This window comes from Desulfopila sp. IMCC35006 (assembly GCF_005116645.1).
Classification (GTDB): domain Bacteria; phylum Desulfobacterota; class Desulfobulbia; order Desulfobulbales; family Desulfocapsaceae; genus Desulforhopalus_A.
Genome location: NZ_SWCM01000016.1, coordinates 1 through 12,629, shown reverse-complemented (window position 1 = coordinate 12,629; position 12,629 = coordinate 1). Strand labels below are relative to the sequence as shown.

The 12,629-nt window shown below is 45.6% G+C and carries 9 protein-coding genes; 8 read left to right on the top strand and 1 reads right to left on the bottom strand.

Annotated features, from left to right (window positions below; translation table 11 throughout):
- The first annotated feature begins 237 nt into the window (after positions 1-237).
- From FCL47_RS20490 to FCL47_RS20480, 3 genes are read left to right on the top strand one after another with little or no spacing between them, the layout of a single operon-like run.
- On the top strand, positions 238-1,053 hold the full coding sequence (locus FCL47_RS20490) for an ABC transporter substrate-binding protein (RefSeq protein WP_136815590.1): 816 nt from the start codon (positions 238-240) through the stop codon (positions 1,051-1,053).
- 17 nt (positions 1,054-1,070) lie between these two features.
- On the top strand, positions 1,071-2,948 hold the full coding sequence (locus FCL47_RS25490) for a diguanylate cyclase domain-containing protein (protein WP_136815589.1): 1,878 nt from the start codon (positions 1,071-1,073) through the stop codon (positions 2,946-2,948).
- Positions 2,949-2,993: 45 nt separating this feature from the next.
- Entirely contained in the window at positions 2,994-4,739 is a 1,746-nt protein-coding gene (locus FCL47_RS20480; protein WP_136815588.1) for a mechanosensitive ion channel family protein, read from the top strand.
- On the opposite strand, the gene FCL47_RS20475 is transcribed toward FCL47_RS20480, so the two are convergent.
- Entirely contained in the window at positions 4,714-5,754 is a 1,041-nt protein-coding gene (locus tag FCL47_RS20475; RefSeq protein WP_136815587.1) for a S1C family serine protease, read from the bottom strand. The two genes, FCL47_RS20480 and FCL47_RS20475, sit on opposite strands and share 26 nt — an antisense overlap.
- Before the next feature lie 569 nt (positions 5,755-6,323).
- Here FCL47_RS20475 and FCL47_RS20470 point away from each other — a divergent pair.
- From FCL47_RS20470 to FCL47_RS20450, 5 genes are all read left to right on the top strand, one after another.
- A complete protein-coding gene (locus FCL47_RS20470) occupies positions 6,324-7,202 on the top strand; it encodes a Swt1 family HEPN domain-containing protein (protein ID WP_136815586.1) in 879 nt (292 codons plus the stop codon).
- Between the two features lie 256 nt (positions 7,203-7,458).
- Positions 7,459-7,803: a hypothetical protein gene (locus FCL47_RS20465; protein ID WP_136815585.1), complete on the top strand. Its 345-nt coding sequence runs from the start codon at positions 7,459-7,461 to the stop codon at positions 7,801-7,803.
- Positions 7,804-8,340: 537 nt separating this feature from the next.
- Positions 8,341-9,399 carry a hypothetical protein gene (locus FCL47_RS20460; RefSeq protein WP_136815584.1) on the top strand — a complete coding sequence of 353 codons (1,059 nt, stop codon included), beginning with the start codon at positions 8,341-8,343 and terminating at the stop codon, positions 9,397-9,399.
- Between the two features lie 244 nt (positions 9,400-9,643).
- Entirely contained in the window at positions 9,644-10,276 is a 633-nt protein-coding gene (locus FCL47_RS20455) for a DUF2971 domain-containing protein (RefSeq protein ID WP_136815583.1), read from the top strand.
- A 264-nt stretch (positions 10,277-10,540) separates the two neighbouring features.
- Positions 10,541-12,604 carry a restriction endonuclease gene (locus tag FCL47_RS20450; protein ID WP_136815582.1) on the top strand — a complete coding sequence of 688 codons (2,064 nt, stop codon included), beginning with the start codon at positions 10,541-10,543 and terminating at the stop codon, positions 12,602-12,604.
- Positions 12,605-12,629 lie beyond the last annotated feature (25 nt).

The window sequence follows — 12,629 nt, the reverse complement described above, 5'->3', positions numbered from 1 at the left end:
ACAGCCTGTCTCACTCCTATTTTTCCCGTGTATTGCGCGATTGCCGGGGGATGTCTGCCTCTGGAGGTCCTTCGCGCAGGATGCCGTCTTGATGCACTGCTCTTGATCATCCCCGCCCGGCAGATATGCAAAAAAATGTTGTGACCGTGGCATGAACAAGATACTTTGTAGGAGCTGCGTCTTTATCAGAAAAGGGCTCCCACTTTTTTCGTCCACTTTACTTATCGGGCCTTCATCATGTCGCGAATACTTTTTTTCTGGCTGCTGCTGGCTTTGGCGGTCAACCCCGTCCTGGCCGCCGATCTTGCCGGGCAGTCTGCCGACCGGCTGACGCGAGTGCTGCAGTCGCACAGTTTGCGTGTCTGTATCTGGCCTGATTATTACGGCATCACCTACCGCAACCCCAAAACACAGCAGCTTACCGGTATTGATATCGATCTGGCCCGGCAGCTGGCGCAGGACCTCGGTTCCGGTGTCCGGGTCACCTTCGTTGACAGTTCGTTTGCCCGGCTGATCGAGGATATCACCGCTGACCGTTGCGACATTGCCATGTTCGCCATTGGCATCACCCCGGCTCGCGCCGAAAAACTGCGCTTTACCAGGCCCCATCTGCAGAGTGATATCTATGCCGTTACCACGCGCAGTAATCGCCGTATTAAAGAGTGGGCCGATATCGATCAGCCGGGGGTTGTGGTGGCTGTGGCGAAGGGGACCTATCACGAACCGGTCATGCGGCAACGGCTCCGCCAGGCAAAGCTGGTTGCTCTGGACACCCCTTTTGCCAGGGAGCAGGAGGTCGAGTCCGGCCGAGCCGATGTGTTTATGACAGATTACCCCTACAGCCAGCGAATGCTGGCGAATGTCGACTGGGCGCGGCTCGTGTCTCCTCCCGGGGTTTTTCACCTGACACCCTATGCCTATGCCATGCAGCCTGGAGATGACCGCTGGCATGAGCGCGTCGAACAATTCGTGCGTGACATCAAAAGCGATGGCCGGCTGCTGGATGCAGGGCGACGCAACCATCTTGAACCGATTGTAAATCTGAAGAATTGAAATTGTCCCCTGTCGTGATGAAACTGCCTCGAATCCTGAGGGCCAACTTTGCTTTTCTGCTGGTTATGCTGGTCGTTGTCCTCAGTATCTGCCTGGGTGTAGCCTATTTGATCGAGCGGCTGAAAATGACGGCGATACACCAGGCCCTTGCCGACAGTGCCATGCACGCTCGTGCATTTGAGGATCACCTGACCCGAAGCCTTGGATCCGTGGAGGATCTCGCCGGTTTTATCACCGCTGGATCTGACGAACAGTCTACCGGGGACATTGAAGATTTTTTTGAAAGAACGCTGCGTTACACTCCTTTTCTGCGTTCCCTGTCAATCCTTGGCAAGGATGGCAGGATTGTCAGCAGTTCCAATCCTGCTAACCTGGGCTTGCAGATTCCAAGCGCCGACTATGTGCCTCCTTTACCTGCATCCGATACTGTTCTTCGCATCGGTCGACCTTGGTCAGGACGGGATTTTGCTGAAGGGGCGCCGACGACTGCCGATCGCCCCATCGAAGCCGGGGATCTCAGTTTTATCCCGGTACAGCACCAGATTGAAGTTGGGACGCGCCGGATCACGCTGCTGGCGGCGATCAACCCTGATTTTTTCATCAACTACTTCACCCAGAGGCTTGAGCCTGAAAAGGGATGCGTTGATCTGCTGCGGTATGACCTGGTGGTGCTGTTATCTACCGGGGATCATGTAAAACCCGGTATGTCGTATGCGGGGAAGGAACTCCGTGCGCTGTTGCCGCAGACCGAGATTGGCCAGTTCGAAGAAAGGACCGGCCGGGAGACTGCAGCCTTCACCGCCTTTCGTGCCACCCGCCAGTACCCGCTGCTGGTGGTCACCCACCTCCATCGGGAGGGTGCTCTGCTCAGCTGGCGCAACGAGAGCAGGCGGTTGCTGTTTCTGGTCGGACCAGCCTTGCTGGGCACTCTTTTCCTGGCGGCGGCACTGTACCGGAGGCAGCAGCGCTTTGCGGCAGAACGGGTTGAAAAAAGCCAGCGTGAGCGGGAACGGCTTGCTGCTACTGTTCTCGACACCGTTTCCGAGGCGGTGATGGTAACCGATCCGGACAACCTGATCGTTGCCGTCAACCAGTCGTTTACCCGGATCACCGGCTATGCGTCAGAAGAAGCTGTCGGCCGTGTTCCCGAGCAACTGTTCACTGAAAAACAGTCGAGTGAGCTTGAGATGGAAGTGCATCGTTCGCTTGCGGCACATGATCACTGGGCCGGTGAAATTCGCAATCGCCGCAAAAATGGCGAGCTGTTCGTCGCCTGGCAGTCCATTAACCTGGTTCGAAACGAAGGCGGCGATATTATCCATCAGGTGACCGGGTTTTATGATATCACCGAGTACCGGGCGGAGGCGGACCGGATCACCTGGCTGGCGCATCACGACCCTCTTACCGGTCTGCCCAACCGGACACTGTTTGCAGATCGCCTGAGCCAGGCCATCCGCCAGTCCCGCCGCACAGGGGAAAAGCTGGCCTTGATTTTTCTTGATCTTGATAAATTCAAATCTGTCAACGACACCCTTGGACATCTCGTTGGAGATCAGCTGCTCCAGGCGGTAGGCGAACGCCTGCTCGACTGCGTGCGGGATTCCGATACTGTTGTGCGTCTCGGGGGAGATGAATTCGTGGTACTGCTACCGGCCATCGATACCTCTCTCCATGCCATCAGTGTCGCCGAGAAAATAAAACAGACCCTCTGTCTGCCTTTCCAGCTGCAATCCCACACCATCAACATCTCCACAAGCTGTGGTATTGCCGTATGTCCCGATCACGGAACAGAAGAAAAGCAGTTAATGAAGTGTGCGGATGTTGCCATGTATCGTGCCAAAGCGAGTGGCGGTGCCAGTATTTACATGTCTCAGGGGGAAGAGTTCGCGCCATGAGAACGCGACAAAACGTCATAATCCTTCACCGAGTGAGCAATTGATATGCGACATCCATACCCACTGCTGTTGCTTGTTTTTTTTAGTTTTTTTCTAATTCGTCCCCTTGCTGCCGCAGATCCGGCAGATGAGCCCTCGTCGGAAAATATCCCGCTCGTCAAACAGGCGTCGCCGGAAGAAACGCTGGCCATGTTGACCTCTCTCGTGGAGTTGCAGAACAACCTGAAGAAGCAGCTGGCGGTGATTCGTGAAAAAATCGGTACAACGCCGTCTGCTGCGGAAAAGGAGAGCCTGGAGGCTGAATTGAGTCGTCTGGATCGCCAGCTGTCCGATTCATCACATGATTTCGAACGCATAGCAACCGGGGTGGATGTCGGTCTTTTCGCCGAGAAAAAACAGGAAAATTTCAGCTGGAAAGATGAGATGACGACTCTCATAGAGCCGGCCATCAAAGAAATCAAGCGGCTGACAGTCCGTGTCCGGCAGAAGACCAAACTCAAGGATACCATCAGCGATTTATCGAGTATACAGCCGGTTGCCACCAATGCCGTCCGACAGCTTGATCGCCTGTATAAGACCACCACGGATCCGGACATTAAAAAACAGATCAAGGAACTCCTCCCTGAATGGCAAAATGTGGCGAACAGGGTCCGCAGCAAACTGGAGCTGGCCGAGCTCGAATTGAGCCAGATGCAGGATAAAGAGGTCAGCCTCGTCCAGAGTTCCAGCGAATCCATCCGTAATTTTTTCCGCGTTCGCGGCCTCTATCTTGCCATGGCCGTGATAGCCTTTGGTTCTGTGCTGCTCCTGGGTCGTTTACTGTATCGATTGATTTTCCGTTTCCTGCCCGGAGCCAAACTGGAAAAACGGCCTTTTCATATCCGGCTCCTTGATCTCTCGCTGCGTGTCTTCATCGTTGCGGCGGCTATTATAGGTCTCTTTTTCGTGCTTTATCAGGCGGAAGACTGGTTTCTGCTCAGTATGGCCATCGTCTTCTTTCTCGGTCTGTCCTGGACCGTACGGCAGGCTGTGCCAAGGCTCTGGCAGCAGGGGCGCCTGATGCTCAATGCCGGCTCGGTGCGCGAAGGAGAAAGGCTGCAGCTGCACGATGTCCCCTGGAAAGTGGAAACCATTCATGTCTTTTGCAGTCTGTTTAACCCGACCCTGGGAGTCCGTCTGCGGCTGCCGATCGAGAATATTGTCGGCCTGGTTTCGAGACCCTATTCCCCCGAAGAACCCTGGTTCCCTTGCAAAAAAGGCGATTGGGTGGTGGTGGGTGACAGCCCGAGAACCAGGGTGGTCAGCCTCAGCCATGAACTGGTTGAGACGGTGGAGCGGGGCGGCAAACGATATCTCTTTAAGACCGCCGACTTCCTGAGCCACAATCTGGTCAACCTTTCGCGCAACTTCAGGGTGCGGGTGACCTTCGGAGTCAGCTATGACCTGCAGGCTCAGGTGACCACCACCATCCCGGCTCTTTTGAAAACCTTTATCGAGGAGAAGATGGAGGCCGAAGGGTATGCCGGGAGCTGCCTGAATCTGCTGGTCGAATTCAAGGAGGCCGGAGCCTCATCGCTCGATCTGACGGTGCTGGCAGATTTTAAGGGGGACCAGGCCGAAATTTATTCCCGGCTTGAGAGGGCGATCCAAAGGTGGTGTGTCGATGCCGCCACGGCGTATAATTGGGAAATTCCCTTCCCGCAGCTTACCTTCCATTGGCCGGCAAGGGACAGGCTCCTTGCCGATGGGGTACCGGAGAGCTCTCTTACGGCACCGCTTCCACCGGGGTAATATTCAGGACCATGCTCTCCGGGCCACGGAGTATGACGAGGTTGATCGGCTCTCCCACCGCCCGGTCGGAGAGGGTGCGGTGCAGGTCGTCGACGGTTTCGGTCTTGATTCCGCCAATGGAGACGATAATATCACCTTTTTTCATTCCGGCCCGTGCCGAGGGGCCGTTTTCGTTGAGGCCGACCACCTCGACGCCGAAATTGTTGTCCAGGTTATGCCACCGTGCCAGCCGGCGTATAAGCTGCCGCTGCTGGCCTGCAAGCCCCAGAAAACTGCGCCGGACCCGTCCGTGGACCAGTATTTCCGAAATAACCCAGTTGGCGGTGGCCGCGGGAACGGAAAAGCCGATGCCCTGCGCTATGGCGATTATCGCCGTATTTATGCCAACAACCCTGCCGCGCGAGTCGACCAGCGGCCCCCCGGAATTGCCGGGATTAAGTGGCGCGGTATGCTGGATAATATTTTCGATGAGCCGCCCCTCCCGGCTGCGAAGGGCGCGGCCAAGGGCGCTGACCACACCTGTCGACACGGTGGAGTTGAAACCGAACGGGTTGCCGATGGCGATAACCAGCTGCCCTGCTTTCAGCTTGCTTGAATCTCCGAGTACCGCATAGGGTAAATTCGAGCCACTGGCCCTGATGACCGCCAGGTCCGTTGCCGGGTCGGTGCCGACCAGCTCCGCCTTATGGGTGGTTCCGTCCTGCATGGTGACCGATAGGGCTTCTGCTCCCTGAACGACATGGTCGTTGGTGAGGATATAGCCATCCGGTGCGATAACAACCCCGGAGCCCGCGCCTTCCTGTTCAGAGGCGTTGCCGTTGCCGGCCTTTCTCCGCGAAACCATCAGAACCGCAGGGCCCACTGTTTCGACTACGGTGATTACTGCCCGGGAGTACGAATCGAGCAATTCCACCTCCGTGGCATCCCCGTTTTCGATCTTACAACTGCCGCTGGTGTGTGATCCGGCAGCATTTGCAGCCAGGCACTGTAAAGCCTTTCGGCAATGTTCATCCATGATACCCTCTCTTTCTCAGTTGACGCCGACTCAGCTAAAAAATAACCATGGCAGGTACAAGGTACAAGCCGCCGGCTTGTCGGGAACTCTCTCTGTTCATCCTCTTATAGCTGTGACAGAAATATCGCCTGCGTCGGCAAAAACGCTCCTGAAGGCAGGGTAGGGCGCGGAAAATGGATCTCTTGAGCCGAAGCTTGAGGACGTGTTGTGTACATTATCTAAACCTGGGCGGAGGGGAGGATCGAGAGTTTCGTCATGGCACCGTTGTTTGCAGAGACGGCAGGTGCCAGAAGCTGTTCCGAGCCTTGGCACCGTCGCTAAGTGCGCTATTAAGGGAGGAAAATGATATTTTGGAGAATGTAACCATTTTACATGATTTTCTGCATCATTGTGTTATGATTGTCACTGGTCATTTTTGAAAAGTTAAGACTGGTTGGAAATATGTGGACCATTGAAGGATTCCGATAAGGTTTTCAAAAATGATGACTCATTTATGAGAGTTATACAGGAACCAGTAAACCCCATGTCGGCCTACTCGGCTGGATCTATTTAGGGGTGGGGAGATAAGTATGCCGCTCTACACAATATCCGAAACCCAAATGCGGGATGGTTGCAAGCGTGCAATTGAAGGGCTTGAACTCTGGCTTCGGAGACTCATTGATGACAAATTAACCGAGGCATATGGGCAGGACTATCTCAACGCTCAGAGAGATGATGGAAGCCGAGTTATCAAATCGGACCTTGCCAAAATACTTGCCGAACGCAAATCACAAGAGTCTACGCGATTTGTGCGCCAGATTGATGCCAGCTTCTTGACAGACCAGATCCAGATAATATGTAACCCTATTCTGTACAAGGAGCACTTCGCAGATGCATTAAGTGATATTTTTCCAAAAGGGACCGATTCTACACGAACATTTCTCAGCCGTCTCGTGAAACCGCGAAACGCACTATCTCATGCCAATCCAGTTTCTGTTCACGATGCCTATCGAGTTCTCTGTTACTCAATGGATGTGGTAGAGGGCTTAAAGACCTACTACGCTAATAATAACATGGCAAACCTCTACAACGTCCCGACGGTTGTCAGGATTCTGGACTCGCTCGGGCATGTGGTCTATCTTTCGTCTTCAAACCGCCATCCCGATGGACCTGCCATGGTCGATTACTCTCAGGATGAGAAAAGCTATCTACGGTGTGGGGATTCCATTTCCATCACAGTTGAGGTTGACCCTGCCTTTAGTCCAGACCAGTATGAAGTTGAGTGGTTAATAGCGAACGTGGGCGGTCCACGTATAACCGGTGAGAAGTTTCAAATGGTTTTGAGTGACCGCTTCGTCTCCACACGCTTTTGTGTTGTCTGCAGGGTGATATCAAATAAAAACTGGCATAAGATCGGGTCCTGTGATGACCAGATTGACATTGCGTACAAGGTTCTACCACCAATTTAGCTGAGACAGGACCATGTGATTTTCCACAAAGACAGGTACGGGATCAACAACCGCATCCAGAGGATCGCCGAAAAGCCAGCGTCTGCTGATGCCAAAGTCATGATATCTTTGAACGTGGAAAGACTATTGGAAAGATGTTGACCTTGGAAGAACAACTCGATCAAGGTCTCAAAAGCGATGGCATCTTTCTGTGTAACACCCAATGCGGAATAATATGCAGATCGCTAGAACTACTCTTTAGTCGAATAGATGAAAAATGAAAACAAGAATGCTATTAAATTTATACTCAAAACCATTAGTTTCACTTTTATTGGGAATTGTGACTTATTTATTTTTGGCCATTTTTATCCCGAATGGCATGTCAGGATCACCACTGTTCCAAGGGTTAGTTGATCAATCGATGAAAATTGCCCCGTTAATTTTCTCCTTGTTTTGCTTAGTATCTATTGGTTGGGCTTGTATTCAGACTTATAAATATTGGCGATGGGAACGAGGCAATGCAGAATGTTGCAGCAGTTGTGGAGGAATTATAACGCAAAAATTTGGTAGATATGGAGCTTACGTTCATTGTTTAGCATGCGGGAAAAACAGAAGCAATTAAGTACAAGCAACAACTGGGAACGATCCCATTTTGTAATAGTTTGTGTCGGTTATAATCGATTGGAAATATCTTGACTTTGGAAAAGCAAGGTTCAGAGGCATTGCTGAATGATAAATCGAGCAAGTTGAAGATATCAGGCTTCTAGATACCACCAACATAATACAGGTTAACCAGCTAGAAACTTGCCTTCCATTGGATTTTGACTTGTCAAGTCGGGCTGGAATATGGCGATAGCTAGAAAACTATCACAAAATTTAAAATTGTTGAAAAAATAGATGCGGTGCTGAATTTACCTATACGAACGACAAATATTATTATGGCTGAATATTACACAATACAGCTCTTGAAATAAAGGCAAAGGGGCAGACGGCGTAGAACCGTAAGAACGGTAAATACTACGTTCAGGCATCTTCACTATTTTGTCCAATGATTGGCTATTTTCGTTATTTTTATAAACATTTGGTAGAGGTACAGCACATAAATCGTTTGCATAGCCCAATTTCTTATAGCAATTCACAATTATAACAGGAGCATGTAGTGATCGAGAATAGATTAATTGATAAAAATGATGATAATGAAAGAACATCAATAGTGTTGCCATTAAAGAGTAAAGATCTTGGTAATTTCATTTCAAGTTTATTAGGGCAACAACAATCAATTGAAAGAGAAATTGATGCAAACTTCGATATTGATCATGCTTGGTTGGTGAATCTGCATGAATTACTGCATCAAAGAATAAATCAACAAGCTGATGCACATCTTGTCAGTTTCTCAGCGGTTATCTACTTTGGGAATGGTTTAAAAAGGAATTTAACCACAATTGAAGCATTTAAAACCTACAATGAAACAAAAAAGAATATACCTATTGGCATTAAATTGATATGGAGCTATTTAATTCAATTTCCAGGGCGAAGTTATCCGGAGAAACAGCAAATTTCGTTTTCTGCACAAATGGGCTTTAATGCACAGTCTGATTTGAAATTTAAAAATACGCTTTTTCAATCCATAATTGGCGTATATGAGCGTAGCACTATAGGTTTCAATATTGAGCATACTGAAAGAACCTGGGGAGATGATTTAGAGGTAATAATATCGAATCAGGTCGATCAGATAATTCGAGGAAGTTCGATAAAAGATACATTACTCAACACAACTAGATATATTCTTGCAGCAGGAATATTCGTATTTTGCCTAATATATCCAATACTTTCAACATCAGGTGATTTGGCTGCTATAATTAACAATCTGTATAAAAGTTTTTTAGAAATCCAGAGTAATAGCGGTATAACTTTGGATTTATTAGATAAAAAAATTAATAGCCAGACTCTTATTCTTCATGCTCTTGGAACTAAAGACGAAAAACCATGGCTTATTTTATTACTGTTTCTTGGACCAATTTTTTCGGTTGTTTCACTTATAATTACAAAAACAAGAACGTCTTCATTTTTGGTGCTTTCAAAGGAATCTGAAAAACACAGAACAAAGAAGATTAGGTCTGATAAACGCAGCTATTTAGTTGTAATGGGATCGTACATATTTGCTATATTGGCCGGAATTATAGCAAATTACGGTTACTCTTGGCTCAATTTTCATTAGAAGGGTCTAGTCTAGGCAACTGGGGTTAAATCGTTAATGCTAGACAGCATGATGTCAAAGACAGGGTCAGGCATGAGATGTTAACATTTTCCAAAAGTCCACATCTCTTCTATCGACCTGGAAAGACTTAGTGGAAATATCTTGACTTTGAGAGGACCTAGATAGATTAATAACAAATTGCTGCTAGGGACAAAACATGATGCGCTCCTTTTTTTCCCAGAGCAGGGCGTTTATAAGGGTTGATATGAGAAAAACACCAGTCAATTTTTTAAGAAGGTATACAAATCTTCCTTCTTTATTTGATATTTTGCAAAACCAAAGAATTACTTTGCTAGATCCATCAACTTGGGATGACAAAAATGATTCATTCTTTATGGAAAAATATAAAGACAAAAAAGGACTAAAAACGTTATTAGGTTTGTGTTTCACTGAAAAAGGTGAGACGTATCATCATTGGAAAGTTTTTTCATCAGGATCAAGCGGTGTATGTGTCGTCTTCAAAAAAGATGAGCTGTTGCAATATGTGAAAAACATTAGTGGGACAAAATGCAATCAGGTTTCTTATAAACGCATCAAACAAATTAAAGATAGCCCTCCTACAATATCAGAGATGCCATTTATAAAAAGGTTGCCTTATCAAGACGAGAAAGAATTTAGAATTATATATGAACATAAAATAACTATTAAAAACCATAAACAAATTTCCATCAAACTTGACTCTATTGAAAAAATAACGCTTAGCCCATGGACTCCTGAACAACTTATCCAGCCAGTTAGACAAGCTATAAAAAATATTGCTGATATACCGGTGCTGAAAACCACGTTGCTAAGCAATGAGCAATGGAAAAACATAGGAAATCAAATAAAAAGTGTATAACCATCGCCTGTACTTGGCCCCAGCAAACAGCGCGAGTACAGTGAGGCAAAACGTTCATATCGATTTTTCCAGAGTTCAGATATCTATCGACCTGGAAAGACTGATTGGAAATATCTTAACTCTGGAAGGCTCTCGGCAAAGGTCTCCCTAATGATGTCATCTTTCTGCATATCATTCGACCGGAATGCAGAAACCGCACAATCAAGCAGCGCTTGCTCGCACGGTTCCCGCTTATGGTCAGCGCCGCGATTATCTATATAAATCATGAATGAATACGATTTCACAAAATTGAATGACAAAGAATTTGAATCGCTGTCTGTTGATCTTCTATCTAAGACAGAAAATAAAAGGATAGAGCGATTTAAACCAGGGAAAGATGGCGGAGTAGATGGCAGATTTTTTGCAGCAAATGGAAATGAAGTTGTAATTCAATGTAAGCACTGGGCTCGGTCAGGATTGCAAGCATTAGTCAGGCATATAAAAAATGAAGAATTAAATAAAATAAAAAAATTAAACCCTTCTAGATATATCCTTGTAACATCAATTGAGTTATCGAGAAACAACAAGAGAATTATAAAAAAAATGCTATCTCCATTTGTGATAGCTGAAAATGATATTTTGGGAAAAGAAGATCTTAATGATTTGCTTTCTCAATATCCAGAAATTGAGCAAAAACATTATAAATTATGGCTTTCAAGTATAAGTGTCCTCAGGTCATTATTAAACAATGCTATAATTGGACGAAGTACTTTTAAACTTGAAGAAATTAGGGATTTCACACCGAAGTATGTTTTAACAGCAAACCATGATCAAGCAATTCAGAAACTTGATAAAGTTCACACAGTAATTATCACAGGAGAACCCGGAGTTGGAAAGACAACTCTTGCTGATCATTTGTGTCTATATTTTGTCTTGAAGGATTTTGAGCTTTGCTACATTGAAGATTCAATTTCAGAAGCGGAATCTGCTCTTCAAACGAAGAAAAAACAAATTTTTTATTTCGATGATTTCCTTGGTAGAAATTTCTTAGAGGCTCTCAACAGGCACGAGGATTCCCACGTAATTAATTTTATCAAACGAATTCGTAATGATAAGTATAAAAGATTTATACTTACATCGAGAACTACAATTTTAAATCAAGGTAAACGTCTTAGTGATCTCTTTTTAATAGAAAATGTTGATCGCAATGAATTTGAGATAAAAATCTCCTCTCTATCTTATTTCGACAAAGCGAAGATTTTGTATAATCATATATGGTTCAGTGATCTATCTGAGCAGTTTATAGAACAATTATACTTTGACAAGAGATATAGAATAATAATTAAACATCATAATTTTAATCCGAGATTGATTTCATTTATCACAGATACTCATAAGATATCAAATCTAACTTCTTCTGAATATTGGCCATTTATTTATAACACATTGCAAAATCCGACTGATATTTGGACACATGTTTTCGATAACCAAATTGATGAATTCTCTCGGCTTATTGTTTGTTTGGTGGTTTACAATGGTAGAAAAATTGAGGAGCAAGATCTTAAATGTTCGTTCTCAGAATTAGTAAATAGCAAAGCGAATTTGGCAAAAATTGAATTGATAGACATTGAGTCCTGCCTAAAGATAATAGTTGGTTCCCTGCTTAATAGAACAATTACTGATCTAGGCAAAACAGTATACGATCTTTTTAACCCTTCAGTGGGTGATTTTGTATTAAGAAAATATTCTGGAGATCCAGCATCTATAGCTTGTATTATGTATTCACTAAATACAATTGAATCTCTTGTTAATCTTAATAATTTAATAAAAAATAAGATAATACCATTAGTTACAACTAAAGAAATAATTAGAAGTTTATTGCAAAAAAAGATAGAAATGACACATAGAAGCAGTTCTTTTGATTATAAAGTTATTCTCTTGAAATTAGCTCTAGATAAATATGAAAATACTTTAGAAATAGAAAATGTAATTGGTACTTTCTTAAGCAATATTAATTATAAACAAATCCAAACAAATCATATTCCAAGCCTAAGCAATCTACTTCAGTGGGGTATCCAAAAGAATTTTATTAATAGAAACGATTTGGATTTGACGAGTTTTTTGTCGTCAGTTTTGGATTATCCAATTGATCACAAAGACCTTTTGGCAATTTGTCAACTTTTACATACTTTAAAAATTCACTTAACTGATCCTTTATTTAAAAAAACAAAAAAGATCATTATTGAATCTGATTACCCCTCTTACTCCGCAAGCTTTAAGAGGCGCAGGGGTCTAGGCTTCGTATTGGCTGCATACTTAATCAAATTTCCTATCATTGCGCCTATATAGAACCTGTTATTAAATCGAAAACAAA

Bases quoted from the DNA above. Each gene is read 5' to 3' on its own strand.
- FCL47_RS20490 (WP_136815590.1), top strand. From the start codon at position 238: ATGTCGCGAATACTTTTTTTCTGGCTGCTGCTGGCTTTGGCGGTCAAC.
- FCL47_RS25490 (WP_136815589.1), top strand. From the start codon at position 1,071: ATGAAACTGCCTCGAATCCTGAGGGCCAACTTTGCTTTTCTGCTGGTT.
- FCL47_RS20480 (WP_136815588.1), top strand. From the start codon at position 2,994: ATGCGACATCCATACCCACTGCTGTTGCTTGTTTTTTTTAGTTTTTTT.
- FCL47_RS20475 (WP_136815587.1), bottom strand. From the start codon at position 5,754: ATGGATGAACATTGCCGAAAGGCTTTACAGTGCCTGGCTGCAAATGCT.
- FCL47_RS20470 (WP_136815586.1), top strand. From the start codon at position 6,324: ATGCCGCTCTACACAATATCCGAAACCCAAATGCGGGATGGTTGCAAG.
- FCL47_RS20465 (WP_136815585.1), top strand. From the start codon at position 7,459: ATGAAAACAAGAATGCTATTAAATTTATACTCAAAACCATTAGTTTCA.
- FCL47_RS20455 (WP_136815583.1), top strand. From the start codon at position 9,644: ATGAGAAAAACACCAGTCAATTTTTTAAGAAGGTATACAAATCTTCCT.
- FCL47_RS20450 (WP_136815582.1), top strand. From the start codon at position 10,541: ATGAATGAATACGATTTCACAAAATTGAATGACAAAGAATTTGAATCG.